At 45.1% G+C, this 16098-nt stretch carries 19 protein-coding genes; 2 read left to right on the forward strand and 17 right to left on the reverse strand.

The genetic code is table 11. The features are described 5' to 3' along the window. From A3738_RS03370 to A3738_RS03385, 4 genes are all read right to left on the reverse strand, one after another. Nucleotides 1-343: UbiA family prenyltransferase (locus tag A3738_RS03370; protein ID WP_197473553.1), on the reverse strand; the 343-nt coding region annotated here is incomplete at its 3' end. A gap of 17 nt (nucleotides 344-360) precedes the next feature. Then, nucleotides 361-1404, reverse strand: coding sequence for a heme A synthase (locus A3738_RS03375; protein WP_156493078.1), 1044 nt, complete (start codon nucleotides 1402-1404; stop codon nucleotides 361-363). Between the two features lie 10 nt (nucleotides 1405-1414). After that, on the reverse strand, nucleotides 1415-2014 hold the full coding sequence (locus tag A3738_RS03380; protein WP_068483353.1) for a hypothetical protein: 600 nt from the start codon (nucleotides 2012-2014) through the stop codon (nucleotides 1415-1417). 24 nt (nucleotides 2015-2038) lie between these two features. Continuing rightward, the gene (locus A3738_RS03385; RefSeq protein ID WP_156493079.1) at nucleotides 2039-2815 is read right to left on the reverse strand and encodes an SURF1 family protein; all 777 of its coding nucleotides are present in this window, start codon (nucleotides 2813-2815) and stop codon (nucleotides 2039-2041) included. Between the two features lie 91 nt (nucleotides 2816-2906). On the opposite strand from A3738_RS03385, the gene A3738_RS03390 reads away from it, so the two are divergent. Further along, nucleotides 2907-3113 (forward strand): twin transmembrane helix small protein, encoded by a 207-nt coding sequence (locus A3738_RS03390; RefSeq protein WP_068483347.1) that lies wholly within the window; start codon nucleotides 2907-2909, stop codon nucleotides 3111-3113. A gap of 8 nt (nucleotides 3114-3121) precedes the next feature. On the opposite strand, the gene A3738_RS03395 is transcribed toward A3738_RS03390, so the two are convergent. From A3738_RS03395 to A3738_RS03420, 6 genes are all read right to left on the reverse strand, one after another. Continuing rightward, nucleotides 3122-4012 (reverse strand): cytochrome c oxidase subunit 3, encoded by an 891-nt coding sequence (locus tag A3738_RS03395; protein ID WP_068483344.1) that lies wholly within the window; start codon nucleotides 4010-4012, stop codon nucleotides 3122-3124. Nucleotides 4013-4071: 59 nt separating this feature from the next. Then, nucleotides 4072-4647 carry a cytochrome c oxidase assembly protein gene (locus A3738_RS03400; protein WP_068483340.1) on the reverse strand — a complete coding sequence of 192 codons (576 nt, stop codon included), beginning with the start codon at nucleotides 4645-4647 and terminating at the stop codon, nucleotides 4072-4074. A gap of 19 nt (nucleotides 4648-4666) precedes the next feature. After that, nucleotides 4667-6256, reverse strand: a complete 1590-nt coding sequence (ctaD, locus tag A3738_RS03405) for a cytochrome c oxidase subunit I (RefSeq protein ID WP_068483337.1) — start codon at nucleotides 6254-6256, stop codon at nucleotides 4667-4669. Nucleotides 6257-6264: 8 nt separating this feature from the next. Beyond that, entirely contained in the window at nucleotides 6265-7386 is a 1122-nt protein-coding gene (coxB, locus tag A3738_RS03410; RefSeq protein WP_068483416.1) for a cytochrome c oxidase subunit II, read from the reverse strand. A gap of 214 nt (nucleotides 7387-7600) precedes the next feature. After that, a complete protein-coding gene (locus A3738_RS03415) occupies nucleotides 7601-7846 on the reverse strand; it encodes a YheV family putative zinc ribbon protein (RefSeq protein ID WP_068475886.1) in 246 nt (81 codons plus the stop codon). A 3-nt stretch (nucleotides 7847-7849) separates the two neighbouring features. Next, on the reverse strand, nucleotides 7850-9871 hold the full coding sequence (locus A3738_RS03420; protein ID WP_068483334.1) for a M3 family metallopeptidase: 2022 nt from the start codon (nucleotides 9869-9871) through the stop codon (nucleotides 7850-7852). A 103-nt stretch (nucleotides 9872-9974) separates the two neighbouring features. Here A3738_RS03420 and A3738_RS03425 point away from each other — a divergent pair, with 103 nt between their 5' ends. After that, entirely contained in the window at nucleotides 9975-10529 is a 555-nt protein-coding gene (locus A3738_RS03425; protein WP_068483331.1) for a gamma carbonic anhydrase family protein, read from the forward strand. Between the two features lie 44 nt (nucleotides 10530-10573). Here the strand turns inward: A3738_RS03425 and A3738_RS03430 are convergent, their stop codons facing one another. From A3738_RS03430 to dprA, 7 genes are all read right to left on the reverse strand, one after another. Further along, complete coding sequence (locus A3738_RS03430) at nucleotides 10574-10873, reverse strand: PA4642 family protein (RefSeq protein WP_068483328.1); 300 nt, start codon at nucleotides 10871-10873, stop codon at nucleotides 10574-10576. A gap of 33 nt (nucleotides 10874-10906) precedes the next feature. Next, nucleotides 10907-11749 carry a flagellar motor protein MotB gene (locus A3738_RS03435; RefSeq protein WP_068483324.1) on the reverse strand — a complete coding sequence of 281 codons (843 nt, stop codon included), beginning with the start codon at nucleotides 11747-11749 and terminating at the stop codon, nucleotides 10907-10909. A gap of 9 nt (nucleotides 11750-11758) precedes the next feature. Beyond that, nucleotides 11759-12526, reverse strand: coding sequence for a MotA/TolQ/ExbB proton channel family protein (locus A3738_RS03440; RefSeq protein ID WP_068483321.1), 768 nt, complete (start codon nucleotides 12524-12526; stop codon nucleotides 11759-11761). Between the two features lie 30 nt (nucleotides 12527-12556). Next, nucleotides 12557-13384, reverse strand: coding sequence for a shikimate dehydrogenase (gene aroE, locus A3738_RS03445; RefSeq protein ID WP_068483317.1), 828 nt, complete (start codon nucleotides 13382-13384; stop codon nucleotides 12557-12559). Nucleotides 13385-13391: 7 nt separating this feature from the next. Then, a complete protein-coding gene (hemF, locus tag A3738_RS03450; protein ID WP_068483314.1) occupies nucleotides 13392-14303 on the reverse strand; it encodes an oxygen-dependent coproporphyrinogen oxidase in 912 nt (303 codons plus the stop codon). Further along, nucleotides 14300-14866 (reverse strand): L-threonylcarbamoyladenylate synthase, encoded by a 567-nt coding sequence (locus A3738_RS03455; protein WP_068476815.1) that lies wholly within the window; start codon nucleotides 14864-14866, stop codon nucleotides 14300-14302. The genes hemF and A3738_RS03455 overlap by 4 nt, the downstream gene beginning before the upstream one ends. 79 nt (nucleotides 14867-14945) lie before the next feature. Continuing rightward, a complete protein-coding gene (dprA, locus tag A3738_RS03460) occupies nucleotides 14946-16064 on the reverse strand; it encodes a DNA-processing protein DprA (protein WP_197472291.1) in 1119 nt (372 codons plus the stop codon). Nucleotides 16065-16098 lie beyond the last annotated feature (34 nt).

Raw genomic sequence — 16098 nt, forward strand, 5'->3', positions numbered from 1 at the left:
TTAATACCAGCATCCCGATGCTGCCAATTAATGCCGCAAAGATAAGTGCAGATGCACTATCTACTTTCCCCTGCACGATCGGGCGTTTCTTGGTACGCGACATGTGCACGTCAATGCGTTGATCAACGACATGATTGATTGCCGCAGCGGATCCCGCCATCAACGCAATCCCTAGATTACCCAATATAAGAGCTTCCCACGATGGCAAGCTATATGTCGCTAGGAGCATACCCACGACGCTAGTTAGCAGCATGAGGGCAACCACTTTAGGTTTGCAGAGTTCTAGATAGTCTTTCCAAGAAGCACTCGCTGAACTCGTGCTTACTGACACTGTTGTTTTCATTACGTCCTCCCGCCTTATTATTTTTGTAGGCGATATATCTGATAATTGAGGTTCATCATGCTTAACAACAACAAAGCACCTACAGCATTATGCGCAACTGCAATAGCCAATGGAACCAATAAGATCACATTACTTAAACCTAAACCAAACTGCACGACGAGCACTGCAGACATCAGCAATAAGGCATTACGAATGGAAGATGCGTGATTCTGGCGCCAAAGCACAAACACCATCCATATCAAATACACTGACAAGACAATCGCCCCAACACGATGTGTAACCTGTATCGCGACACGACTCTCATTGTCCATCGTTCCTCCCAAATAATTGGGGCCGACTTCTTGCGTTAAATCAAAGCCTTTCCCGAAATCCATATCCGGCCAAAAACTACCCTGACATGTCGGTAGTTCATCCCCACACGCGAGCGCGGCGTAATTCGATGCGGTCCACGCACCTAAAAATATTTGTATAACGACCAGTATTAGCCCTATAAGTGCAGCTTTCTTCCCAACAGAAGTTCCTTTTTTCTTTAGCTCAGTATCCGAGTCACCGCGCTCACGCCTCGTTCTCAACACCAATAAAAAGAGCAGTGATAGGGTCGCAAACCCTCCTAATAAATGCGCACTTACAACTTGCGGCCATAACTTTAGTGTGACCGTCCACATACCAAACATGCCCTGGCAGATGACGAGCGCTAGCAAACCAAAAATATGCCCATATGGTAAAGCCTCTTCTTTCGCCGTTCCTGAAATTTTGGCGCGCACACTAATAGCGTACACAGACAAACATAGAAGGACGAACCCCAAGAGACTCGCAAAATAACGATGAATCATTTCAGGCCAGCCTTTATCGACCTCTACTGGCGCATCAGGAAAGCGCATTTCGGCGATCGCAATTTTTTCAGGCGTCTCTGGCACAGTAAGAAAACCATAACAACCCGGCCAGTCTGGGCAACCAAGACCTGCATCAACCAGACGAGTCCAAGCGCCCAGCATAACCACAACACTAGCTAAAAACGTCGCGCCAATAGCAACTCTATTAATGACTCTGCGGTACATCATCTCTCTCCCATTAACCAATGTTTGAGAGTTTCAATAACTTCTTCAAATCGTCTTTGAGATCGTAGCCACTATTAGTTGAGTCGTAGCGAAGAATGACATTACCCAGCGGATCACTCACCCATAAGTTCCACGTTTTGCTTGTGTCTGCCTGTTTATAGAGCTCAATTAGCGCTGACTCATCAACACTCTTCACTGACAACTGTGGATAATCTGCCGCGAGTAAGTCTTGCGTTTGCTCTGCTTGGGTGGATAACAACACTCGTGCCACACGCTCTTGTTCGCGCGCCATCAATATATTCACTTGTCTTGCGGTATGCGCAAGATCCTGACACTCCAAAGTGCACTCTCCCGAGCCTGTTTGTACGATCAACCACTTACCATCTGTTTCGGGATAAAACCCTTTGGCATTTTGTTGATATCCAAAGCTATTGAGATTTAAGGTCGGGGTTAATAATTGGCCTTTATTTGTTTTGCCTGTCGGAATAGCGACACTGCCAAAATACATGAGCATTGCGAGCATGACTGGCACTCCGGCCACACAAAAAATACCAATCAATTTAAGTTGGCTTTTTCTTCTAGTTTGTTCAAACGATACCGACGATTCACTCATTCTTATACTCCCTACTTCTTGTTGTTATGTTCTTGGTATTAATTTGTATGTCGCCCATAGTGCCAGTATCACTAAAGCAAACGACATCGCGAACCACTGAAACGCATAACCAGTGTGTTTATCGGGTGTTTGCGACTGGTAATTCCAATACAAATCTGGCGCATCTATTGTCGCGCCAATGTCGGACGCGAATGGGACTCGATGTAGTAGCCTAAATTCGGAATTCTCCACTAAATCAGCGGCACTCAGTTCTCGTATTTTTTCCATGTTCAGTGACTGAACACGCCATATACTTTTCTCTCCAAACTCGGCATCTTCATTCCAAACGGGCAACGATTTTTCTGTCCAGTAGAAATATCCTGTCAAAGACTGAGGAGTTACAATACTGCTAACTTTTGGCAGCTTGTCTCTATATTTTGGTGCCGCTATCCACCCCTGATTCACCAATAAAGATCCGCCCGAATCTAAAGCGAAAACACTGGCCAGTTCATACCCCACTTTTCCTTGATATTGGCGGTTATCAAGCAAAAAGTGTTGCCCAGTAAAATGGCCCTGAATCAATCTAGGTTCGAATAATTTGATAGGATCGTTAGAGGGATAAGTTCGCAGAGGAAGTTGAGATTGTAGTGTCAGTATCTCTGCTCTTTGCTGTTTTTGATCTGCACGATCTAATTGCCAATGTCCTAAAGACAGCATAAGCGGAAGAAACACCGCTACAAACAACCAAATAAATATAAGCGGTCGCTTAGCTTTAAACTGCTGCCCCTTGGTGGTCTCTGGGAGACTCTCCGCAATCGCCATTACCTTCACCACTACCTCAGATTTATAACAGCTTTGATTCCTAATCTGAGCGCGTTAAACTCAATGCACTCATACAATAAGAAGAAACCAAATGCTTAAAATTCTTATCGGACTCATATTGCTCGGCGCCATCATTAGCTTGTTCAGCGGTCTAGTCTTTTTGATTAAAGACGATGGCAAATCAAAACGTTTAGCCAACTCCTTAACTGTTCGAGTTGGGCTTGCTGTATTACTTGTTATTGTTGTTGCTATTGCTTTATGGACGGGTGAGCTTCAGCTCAACCCATCCCCTGTTTAAGTCTCTTGCTACAGAATATAAACCAAGAAAAATAAACCTAACCACACCACGTCGACGAAGTGCCAGTACCATGCTGTCGCTTCGAAGCCAAAGTGATTTGCTTTATCGAAGTGGCCTTTACGCACTCTGAAAAACATAATGATCAACATTAGAGTCCCAAGCGTTACGTGTGCACCGTGAAAACCCGTCAATAAGAAGAAGGTCGTGCCATAAATCCCAGAAGACAAGGTCAGATCGAGGTCATTATAGGCATGCACATATTCATAACCTTGGAAGTATAAGAACACGACGCCTAGGGCAATGGTCGCACCCAACCACAAGGTTAATTTGCCACGATCCCCATCTTTTAACGCATGATGCGCAATCGTGATCGTGACACTCGAAGCCACCAATAAAGCAGTATTAAGTAACGGAATTCCCCAAGGACTAATCAATGCGCTCGGCCCTGGATATAACTCGTTATTTGGGTTCACCATTAATGGCCAAGTCGCCTCAAACTCAGGCCATAACAACTCGCCTGTTGAGGTATTCGCGCCCTCTCCGCCGATCCATGGGACAGCCAATACTCGGATATAAAACAAAGCGCCAAAAAAGGCCGCAAAAAACATCACTTCTGAGAAGATAAACCAACTCATCCCCCAGCGGAAAGATCGATCCATTTGCTCACTGTAAAGACCTTGTTGACTCTCTTGGATGACGTGCCCAAACCAACCAAAAAGCATATAGGCCATGATCAATGCGCCTATCATAAAGGTTAGCCAAGACATACCGGTCGATTCACCAGCAGAGCTCGCGTTCATCACGCTGCCAGCACCAACGACCGTTAAGAAAAGTCCTACTGTTGCAACAATAGGCCAGCGACTCTGCGCTGGAACGTAATAGCTTGTTTCTGCACTCATTCTTAGACTCCTTATCTCATAAAGACGCGCTTAACCGCTCGCGGACGTCTGATAAATTTTTATAGTGCTGCTTGTGTTGTTGTTTCTTCTAATTCTTCTGGGTCGAGCGTCTCTGTTTGATCAAATAAGGTGTAAGACAAAGTCAATGTACCTAAATGATCGGGCAAGGCCTCGTCGACGACGAAACGTAAAGGCATCAAAACTTCTTCGCCTGCTTTGAGTAATTGTCGTGTAAAACAAAAACACTCGGTTTTATGAAAATAGTCTGTTCCCTCGGACGGGGACAAGCTCGGAACAGCTTGAGCAACCATTGGATTAGATGTTGGGTTTCTTGCATAGAAATCGACTTCTATGATTTCACCTGGATGCACCTCAACTTGATAATCCACGGGCTTAAACTCCCACGGCATACTCTCGTTGTTTTGAGTAATGAACTGCACACGCACCTGACGCGATTCGTCCCTCTCTTGAGCTTGAGCTTTCGCTTCCGAATAAGGACCAGACGTTTTTCCGTTCAATCCTGTAATGTCACAGAACACGTCATACAAAGGAACCAAGGCAAAACCAAAACCAAACATCGCGACAACCGCGAATACGGACTTCACTACTGTTCTTTTTGTATTTTGATTTTGCATATGAAGGCTCCCTAATGACTTACTTCACCTCAGGTGGAGTTGAGAAAGTGTGGTATGGCGCTGGTGACGGCACTGTCCACTCTAGCCCCTCAGCCCCTTCCCATACTTGATCCGTTGCAGGTTCACCACTGCGGATGGCTTTAATCACCAAATACAAGAACAGCAACTGCGTCGCCCCGAAAATAAATGCGCCAACAGAAGAGATACTATTAAAGTCAGCAAACTGAAGTGCATAATCGGGAATACGTCGAGGCATACCAGCGAGCCCAAGGAAGTGCATCGGGAAGAACGCCAAGTTCATACCAATAAACGACAACCAAAAATGTGCTTTAGCGAGTGGCTCGCTATACATACGCCCACACCATTTAGGAAGCCAATAGTAGACTGCGGCAAATATCCCAAAGATTGCCCCGGGAACTAACACATAATGGAAATGCGCGACCACAAAGTAAGTATCGTGGTACTGGAAGTCAGACGGCGCTATCGCCAACATCAATCCCGAAAAACCACCAATGGTAAACAGCACAACAAATGCGACTGAAAATAACATCGGCGCTTCAAAGGTGAGTGAACCTCGGAACATCGTCGTGATCCAGTTAAAGACCTTCACACCCGTCGGCACTGCGATCAACATCGTTGCATACATAAAGAACAGTTCACCCGCGAGAGGCATCCCCACAGTGAACATATGGTGAGCCCATACAACGAACGACAAAATCGCAATTGAAGCGACCGCATAAACCATGGAATGATAACCAAAAAGTGGCTTACGCGAAAATGTAGGAATAATCTGACTCACGACTCCGAACGCAGGGAGAATCATGATGTATACCTCAGGATGACCGAAGAACCAGAAAATATGCTGGAACAATACGGGGTCACCACCGCCAGCCGCATCAAAGAAGCTAGTTCCGAAGTGAACATCCATCAGCATCATTGTCACAACACCTGCCAAGACCGGCATGACAGCAATCAGCAAGAATGCGGTAATCAACCATGTCCATACAAACAATGGCATTTTCATTAAGGTCATACCTGGGGCGCGCATATTCAAAATGGTCGCAATCACGTTAATCGCCCCCATAATGGATGAGATACCCATCATATGAACGCCAAAAATAAAATATGTCACGGTATCTGGAGCATAAGTCGTCGATAAGGGCGCATAGAATGTCCAACCAAAGTTTGGCGCACCGCCCTCCATGAATAACGTGCTTAACAATAAGCCAAAAGCAAAAGGTAGAATCCAGAAGCTCCAGTTGTTCATGCGAGGCAGCGCCATATCAGGCGCACCAACCATCATTGGGATCATCCAGTTCGCCAAACCTACGAAAGCAGGCATAACGGCGCCGAACACCATGATCAGACCGTGCATCGTGGTCATCTGATTGAAAAACTCGGGTTCGACTAATTGCAAACCTGGTTGAAAGAGTTCTGCTCGGATAGTGAGTGCCATACAACCGCCCACAAGAAACATCGCAAAACTGAACCACAAGTACATCGAACCAATATCTTTATGGTTGGTAGTAAATAGCCAACGCGCAATACCTTTCGTTGGACCATGGTGCTCATGATCGTCATGAGACGGATTGTCGATTACAGCGCTCATAAGCCCTCCTATTTATTTTTATAGTCAACGATGTCTTTGGCAGAAACATTGTCGCCGGTGTCATTACCCCACGCATTGCGCTCGTAAGTAATAACTGCAGCAATATCAACCTCACTCAATTGCCCACCATAAGCTTGCATAGCCGAGCCAGCAACACCATCAACAACAACCTCAATATGCTTATCCAGCAGTTTTGTAGCGATCTCTGTTCCTACAAGGCTTGGGAACGCCGGAGGAATACCCTGCCCATTCGGTTGGTGACACGCTGCGCAGTTGGTCGCGTATACTTTTTCTCCGCGTTCCATCTGTTCTTCTAAGGTGAAGGTGAGTTTGGCAAGTTCTGCTGCCGCTTTTGCTTCTTCTTGTTTTTGTGCAAGCCAATCATCGTATTCGGATTGTTCGACTGCACGCACGACAACAGGCATAAAGCCGTGATCTTTACCGCAGAGCTCTGTACATTGACCGCGATATACTCCCGGCTCATTAATACGTGTCCAGCTCTCATTAATAAAACCAGGAATGGCATCTTTTTTAACCGCAAAATCAGGAATCCACCATGAGTGAATCACGTCATTTGCCGTAATTAAGAAGCGAATTTTTTTACCAACCGGCACAACGAGCTCGTTATCTACTTCTAATAGATAATTTTCGTTTTTCTCTTGTGCGTTATAGATTTCTTCTTTGGGTGTGGACATGTTGCTGAAGAAATCGACCCCTGAGCCCAAATACTCGTAACGCCATTTCCATTGGTAGCCAGTGATTTTGATATCCACATCAGCATCACTAGTGTCGTACATTTCAACAAGTGTTTTGGTCGCTGGAATTGCCATGACAACCAGAATAATTACAGGAACGATCGTCCAAATAATTTCTATCGTGGTATTTTCATGAAAATTCGAAGCTACCGCGCCTTTACTCTTACGGTGCTTAAAGATCGAATAGAACATCACCCCAAACACTACGACACCAATTGCCACACAAATCCAAAAAATGGTCATGTGCAAGTCATAGACTGAGTGACTAATGTCCGTCACTCCGCGAGGCATATTCAATCCATACTCTGCGCTTACATCCGCTGCATAAATTGCAGACAGCAGCAGACTCAGCGCCTTTACTAGGCGTGATCGCATACGGGTCTCCACAGATTATTATTTTTGTTCCTGTGAGGCTTCCTACTACTAACTACTTAACTACTTCAAAGAAGCTCAAGTAACAGTTGGATTTATTTTTATTGCCCTTTGAGTATAGCGAGCTGCATTTTGAAATCGCAACGCCTTTTAGGCCTTTTTTGTTCTTTTTTTGAGCTTTTTTTTCGAACAGTGCTTTGCGACACGAAAGTTTTGTTTACTTTTTGATCAAATCTTGAGGGTCGAGCAATTTTACAACGCTCACTTCTTCTTGTTCGGTAGGTTCTTCAAATTGATTAACGCGTGTTTTTAATTCATCCGGCGAAACATTTGCAACGAGTGCTTCTGTAAAACCACAAGCCACACACTCGCGAACCGTTTTGCCATTTTCTTGAAAAGATACGAGGCGGTCCATTTCTCCGCAACGCGGACAAACTGCACCCGCTATAAAACGTTTTGTCATGGTTTAAGCACCCATTTGTTTGAGCAAAGCTTCAGAGCTAGGCATTCTACCTCTAAACGACTCAAACATCTCGCCTACATCACGCGAACCACCACATTCTAGTATTTCGTTTCTAAAGCGCAGGCCAGTCTGCTGATTGAACACGCCCTCTTCCTCAAAGGCTGAGAAAGCATCCGCAGACAACAGCTCTGCCCACTTATAACTGTAATAACCCGCCGCATAACCGCCTGCGAAAATATGCGTAAACGCGTTAGCAAAACGTGCGAATGATGGAACAGGCACAACGGATATATCTGCTTGCGTGCGTTCTAGTAGCCCTTGTATATCGGTTTTATCCTTTTGATATTCATGATGTAAACAGAAATCAAACAAGCCAAATTCCAATTGACGAACAGTCTGCATTCCAGCCATAAAGCTCTTGGCTTTCATCATCTTTTCAATCAATGCGTCAGGCAAGCTCTCCTTGTCATCGACATGTGACGACAAAAACTCGAGCGCTTCGGGCTGCCAGCACCAGTTTTCCAGAAATTGACTCGGCAACTCAACAGCGTCCCAAGGCACACCAGCGATCCCAGAAATCTCAGGATAAGAAATCTTAGTCAAGCAATGGTGCATTGCATGACCGCATTCATGGAATAAGGTTACGACGTCGGAATGTGTCAGCAAACTTGGCTTTCCGTCACTCGGCGCAGCAAAATTACAGACCAAATACGCAACAGGTAATAAAGGCTCTTCTTTGTCGAACTCTGTCAATTTATGACATGTACCTACCCATGCGCCGCCACGTTTTCCATCACGCGAATACAAATCCATGTAGATATACGCCAAGGCTTGACCATTTTGCAAAACTTTAAAACAGCGCGCATCGGGGACTGGCGTACTTACCCCTTCTTGCTCTTCAAGCTCAACACCGAAAACGCGCTTTAGTACTTCAAACAAGCCACTTAAAACCGTTGGCAAAGGGAAATATTGGCGTAGTAATTCCTGATCGACATCAAATCGTTCCTTACGCAAGGTCTCCGTCACAAACGGTACATCCCATGCAGCTAGCTCAGCCAATCCGAATTTCTGTTTTGCATAAGCTGTCAGCTCAACAAACTCCTTCTCCGCAAGAGGCTTAGCTTTCTCATGAAGATCGTATAAAAAATCGAGGACCTGCTGCGGCGATTCAGCCATCTTCGTTTGCACCGATAAGTCTGCATACGAAGCCAAATCTAATAATTCAGATTTACGTAAACGTGCATCCATAATGTCACGCATTAGTTCTTCATTCGCGTGAGAGAGATCATGCGGCCCTTGATTTGAAGCTCTGGTAATAAACGCTTCATACAAAACTTTTCTGAGATCTCTATCCTCGCAATACTGCATCACGGGCAAATAAAGAGTGAGATCCAAACCCAAGAGGTAACCAGTTTCATAGCCCTTATCTCTAGCTCTTTCTTCTAAACGAGAAATGACTGATGAAGGCACACCTGCTAATCGCTCTGCATCAACGATATGTAATGACCACGCTTGCGATGAATCGAGTACATTTTCAGAAAAACGATTACTAAGGCCTACAAGTTTCTGATTAAGTGCTTTGAATTCAGCTTTGGCATCATCTTCTAATGCAACACCACTCAAGCGAAAGCTACGCAACTTATTTTCTAAGACTTTTTTCTGAGAGGCATTAAGACCACTTTGTTCTGAGACAGCAAGATAACGAGAGTACAATTCTTTGTTCTGGGCAACAGCGGAATAAAAAGCACTCAATTCCTCTGACAGCGTTTTATAAACCGCACGCAATTCTTCGCTATCGGCGACCGCTTTTAGATGCGAAGCGATCGACCAAACGTGATCAATCTTGCGACTCAAATCACTGAGCGGAGCGACCGTTTCATCCCAACTAGATTCTTGTTGAGCACATACTTTCTCAAGCAGATTATTGAATTGTGACATTAACGCTTCTAATGCGGGGCGGAAATCTGAAACGGAATACGTTTCAAAAGCTGGAAGCTGTTGTTCCTGCAAAAGGGCTGTAGACATTCAGGTCGGCCTAGAACAATATTGACGGAATGATGAGAAGAGCAATTGAAACATAATCGCAACAATCTTCTCTGTAACAATTCACAAAGTATAGAAGAAAGCCATGAAATCAGTCCGTAGTTATGTAGAACACTCCCCCAAGCTTGGCAATGATGTATTTGTCGACCCTAGTGCACTTGTACTTGGAGATGTTCACCTCGGTGATGATTGCTCGGTATGGCCTATGGCTGTGATTAGAGGAGATATGCATCGTATTCGAATAGGCGCTCGAACCAGTGTGCAAGATGGCTCTGTATTACATATCACACATGCCGGCCCATTCAATCCAGATGGCTACCCCTTAACTATCGGAGAGGATGTGACTATCGGTCACAAAGCGCTTTTACATGGCTGCACCATAGGCGATCGAGTACTCGTTGGTATGGGGGCCATTATTATGGACGGCGCAACTGTCGAAGATGATGTTGTGGTGGCCGCTGGAAGCATCGTTGCACCAGGAAAGACGCTTGAATCTGGGTTTGTCTATCGAGGAAGCCCCGCCAAAAAGGTACGCGAAATTTCAGAAAAAGAGCGCAAGTTTTTTACCTACAGCGCTAATAACTACGTCAATCTCAAAAACAAACACCTAGACGACTTAAAGTCACAGAAACTCATATAAAAAAAGCGACCAATTGGTCGCTTTTTAACTTCACGGGGAGGCGCTTAGTACACGGCTCCATTTGCTTCTAGGACTGCTTTATATGGTGCAGCCTTACCATAGCTCTGGATGCGCTGAAGTAGTGATTTTTGCTCTGGATTCTTAGCATTGATATCACGGCCTGCTTCCACAAAAAACGGAACAAAGCGCGCAAAAAATTCTGGCGTCATATACTGATATGCTTCTTTCAATACATGATAGTCTGCGTTCATTTCATCTCTAGGCTCTAAGGCAAGAAACCCTTTGATACGCTCATCGTCCCACTGCTCGCCTTCAACTTTTGGTTGGCTTGGACCACCACTCATAACTTTCTCCTAAAACTACTGCTATATCCAAAGCTAGAAGTCGATACCTAACGACTGGCACTCTGGATCATAAATACTAATTTCGACACGGCGATTCTTCGCACGGTTTTCAGGTGAATCATTAGGTACTAGAGGGTTCGTTTCGGCACGACCCGCCGCAATCACTCTGTTAGCGTCAATTTTATTATTAAATATAAGCTGATGTACAACACTCACTGCACGCCCAGCTGACAGATCCCAGTTTGAACGGAAGCGATTTGATGTCACAGGTAAGTCGTCGGTATAACCAGAAACCAGAATCTGCCCTTGGCAAGCGGCCAAAACATTCTCAATTTTCTCGAGAATCGGAAACATATCGTCTTTGATTTCTTCACTACCCGAGGTAAACGTCGCTTCTTCAGAGAACCGAACAACCACCTTTTCAGAATCAAAGCTAACGTTCAGAGCATTCGAAACAATTTCTGTTTCAAGTTCTTCAACAAGTGTTTCTGTGAGTTGTTCAATATTGGGGTCAATACTGACAACCTCAGAGTCTCCTTCAGAGCGATCCAGCATCTCAAGCTCTTCCGTACCTGACTCTTCTTCGAATTCTTCAAAATCTTGTTCTATTTGGTTTAATTCCTCCACTGGAGGTGAAATCGGCGGCTCTTCAGCAAAGATAATCTCGCCCCCGGCTTTACCCGAACCATCAAGGAACGACACACCAAACGATTCAGCCATCGATTGCGCCATCATTTCATACTTATGAAGATCCATTTTGGAAAAACTGAGCAGCAAGATAAAAAAGGTGAGCAGCAATGACATGAGATCGGCAAAGGTGACTATCCAACCCCCAGAGCTCTCTTGCTTTTTCTTTTTCTGAGGTAGCGCAGCCATTGCTCGAGCTTACTCTTCCTCAGACACAGCTTCACGCTGCTTTTGAGACAAGAACGAAGATAAGACCTCTGCAATCACTTTCGGATTCTGGCCTTTCAAAATGTTTTGTACGCTCGTGACGACGAGCAACATATTGCGCTCTTCTTCGGTCGCTTTCATGCCTAATTTTTCGGCGCATGGAATAGCAATCAACTGTGCAATAAATGCCCCATAGAAGGTTGTTAACAAGGCCACAGCCATCGCAGGACCAACAGAAGACGGGTCAGACATCGCATTCAACATCTGAACGAGACCCACTAGCGTTCCAAGCATCCCCATTCCTGGCGCAGTTTCCGCCATTCCTTTAAATACTTTTTCAGCCGTCTCGTAACGCTCAGTACGCTGACTCAGATCTTGAATCAGAATCTCTTCGATAAACTCTGGTGGGTGACCGTCAATACAAAGGCTTATACCTTTCTTCAAGAATTCATCTTCGATCTCTACGTTTTCAAGACCGAGAATGCCCTCTTTACGAACAACAGTTGCTAATTCGCGCACCTGCCCAATCAAGACTACTGGGTTTTCCGTTTTATCCATAAAGACAGTCGAAAATGCGAGCTTAAAAGCATCGCCAATCGTACTTAAACGGAACTTGATCAAGGTGATAAACAGTGTGCCAACAATCACTATCCCTAGACCTGGGATATTGACGAAATCCAAAATGCTGGAGTTCAGCAAAATTGCGCCGATAATAACTGCCGCACCAGCTAGCATCCCTATCAGGGTCGCTAAATCCATACTTTACCTGCTTTCGTTTTATGCCGATCGTTATCGTAGTGCTGCAATACAATGCGCGGTATTAGGTTGAACATTTCGCCACACACGAAATGCTTCCGCCGCCTGTTCTACAAGCATACCTAAACCATCCATGGTCATTGTTGCGCCGCTGTCTTTGGCCCAACAATTGAAGACCGTCTCTTGGTCCCCGTACATCATGTCGTAAACATGCGTTTCGCTTGAAAAGATCTCAGAAGAAATTTTCGGAAGCTCTCCTGAAAGGCTAGCAGAAGTTCCATTGATCACCAGATCAAATGCACTCGATAAATCGTCAAAACTCTCTGCTGTTAACTCTGCACCGCATGCAACAATTTCAGGTCTTTGTTTGTATCGGCCGACAAGCTGTTCAGCTTTAGAAAAAGTTCTGTTGCTAACTACCAACTGACTTGGAGCTGCCTCAAGAATCGGGAGTAAAACACCCTTAGATGCCCCCCCTGCACCAATCAGTAAGACGCGCTTTCCTGCCAACGAGACCTGAAAATTCTCTTGAATATCTCGTACTAGCCCGCACCCATCGGTATTGTCGCCATAAAGTTTGCCATCTTTCATGTAGAGCGTATTTACCGCTTCGGCAATTTGAGCCCGAGGACTGAGAACGTCACACATTGCAAAGGCTTTTTCTTTGAATGGAACAGTTACGTTTAAACCTTTGTTATTAGCGTCTGAAAAGAAGTCTTTTACGTCTTCCTCAAAAGCATCGATACGGCCCAAGATTCGCTCATATACAAGCTGTTCGCCAGTTTTATTCGCAAACTGGGCATGAATAAATGGGGATTTACTGTGTTCAATTGGATTTCCAATCACCGCATAACGATCCATATTTGTACTACCCCTTCAACCAATCTCGTGGCGATAAAAATGCATTAAGTCGCGCTTCTTCTGAGCCCTCTTCTGCTTGCCAGTTGTATCCCCACTTAACAAGCGGAGGTAGTGACATCAAAATTGATTCTGTTCGTCCGCCCGACTGCAAACCAAACAATGTCCCACGATCAAACACTAAATTGAACTCAACATAGCGACCGCGGCGATATAATTGAAAGTCACGTTGGCGCTCACCATATTCATGGTCTTTTCGTTTCTGAATAATTGGGACATAAGCTTTTGTGTAGCTATCACCTACCGCTTGCATATAAGCAAAAGAACGCTCAAAGCCCCATTCGTTCAAATCATCGAAAAATAAACCGCCAACACCGCGTGTTTCCTCACGATGTTTTAAATAAAAATACTCATCACACCAGCGCTTATGTTCGTCGTATACGTTTTCGCCAAAAGGGTCAGCAGCTGCCTTTGCGGTTTCGTGCCAATGGATGCAATCTTCTTCGAATGGATAGTACGGCGTCAGATCATAGCCACCACCAAACCACCAAATAGGTTCTGCCCCTTCCTTCTCCGCAATAAAGAACCGAACATTCGCGTGAGAGGTGGGAATATAAGGGTTGTGAGGGTGAATCACTAACGAGACACCCATTGCGTGGTAAGAACAACCTGCTAGTTCGGGTCGAGAGGCCGTTGCCGCGGGAGGCAGCTGATCACCCTGTACATGAGAAAAGTTCACACCACCTTTCTCAATAACAGCGCCATCATTCATTACTCGCGTTCGACCACCGCCCCCGAGGCGACCTTCACGTGTCCATGCATCTTCAACGAAACGTGCTTGGCCATCCGCTCTCTCAAGGTCGGCACAAATGCGATCTTGTAAATCCAATAGATACGCTTTTACTTGCTCTAACATATTCATACGCGCAACACCTTTCCTGACTCAAGATCCTTGATCTGAGAAGCACTTTGTCCACCACCAAGTGACGCTTGATAACAAAACTCTAGACGACCGCGAAAGTAATTGTGAACCTCACTTAAACTCATCGCGGAAAGTTTGCTTGCTGGATTAGCTGAAGTTGACACAACTACCCCGCCAAAATGTTTCGATAAGGCAACACATGGAGGGTGCGTTGTTAACCGCATTGCTACTGATGAATGTTCGCCTTTCACCCATGGTGGAACCCGATTATGGATATCTGGCACGAGCCAAGTCGTTGGTCGGTCTTGCTGTGTAAAGAAACGTCGAACTAACTCTTCTGGCAAGCCTTCAAGATACGGAAGAAAATGCTCTGCTTGGCCTGAAATTAGAATTAAGCCTTTCTCTTGTGGTCGCTGCTTTAATGTAAGAATCCTTTTAACAGCTCGTTCTTGATATGGATCAGTACCTAAGCCCCAAACAGCCTCGGTAGGATAAGCCACAACGCCTCCCAATTGCATGACCTCGGCGGCTAGACTAGCTTTCCAATCAAATGCTCTTTGCATGAGGATCCCTCTTTAAATATCAATCATTAATGCTGTTGCATGAACGAAACAGTCGATCTAAAAACGAGGGGCATTCTACTTAAGAACCTAGCTGATAACCACCAGAAACGGAACTGATCAGCCCAGCTAACTCTAGCTCTAATAAGTGCTCGGATAAGTGTTCAAAACTCATCTCTAAACGCTCAAATAAATCATCAAAGCTGATCGTATCACTCCCTACTGCACTGAGAACCAATTGCGCTGCATCGCTCACATTTTGCGCCTCATCGTGGGCCGAATCCGCAACCCCTTTTAATGTAAGGCCACTCACGTTCAAGTCTTTATGTAAGTCAATGATCAGGTCTTCAATAGATCCAACTAATCGCGCACCTTCTCTAATCAAATAATTACAGCCTTGGCTATTTAGTGACTTAGGAGAGCCCGGTACAGCATAAACATCTCTGTTCTGCTCAATCGCATAACGCGCAGTGATCAACGAACCGCTTTTTATGCCCGCTTCGACAACTAAGACCGCACGTGATAAGCCGGACACAATACGATTTCGCCTGGGAAAGTTATGACGAAGAGGCGCACTACCCATTGGCATTTCTGAAACAAGCAATCCCTCCTGGGCAATCAACTCATATAAATCTTTATTTTTAGCGGGGTAGCAACGATCTATTCCTGTCGCTAGTACAGCAATCGTATTCCCTTGCGCCGCAAGCGCCCCAAGATGTGCTTTTGTATCTACGCCGAGAGCCAAACCACTGACGATCGACATGCCTGATTTAGCCAAATGAAACGCATATTCTTGTGCAATGTCTGCATACTGCAGACTAGGCTTCCGTGAACCGACCACCGCAATATTTTGATGATTTAGTAAGCCTATATTTCCTTTCAAATAGAGTAATGCAGGCGCTAAGTGTATCTGGCGCAATACTTCAGGGTAAGGACTATCGAAATAGCAAACAACGGAACAACCGTCTTGCTTCAACCAATCACTAACATGATTTAAAGAATGGTCAGCCTGAGCGAGACAATCTAGCACTGCGCTAGAAACCTTGGGCTTACTGATACATTGGTTCAACGCATCGAAGCTTAACTTTCGCCATGATGAAGGATTACCATACTGCTCACGCAGCAAATGAAATTGCTTCAGGCCAAAGCCTTGAATTTGAGAGAGTGCGAGACACAAGCGTGCCTCAGAAGAGATAGACATTTTTTCGATCATCCTTGATCAAAAAAGCCACCTA

This window comes from Oleiphilus sp. HI0066, from assembly GCF_001635725.1.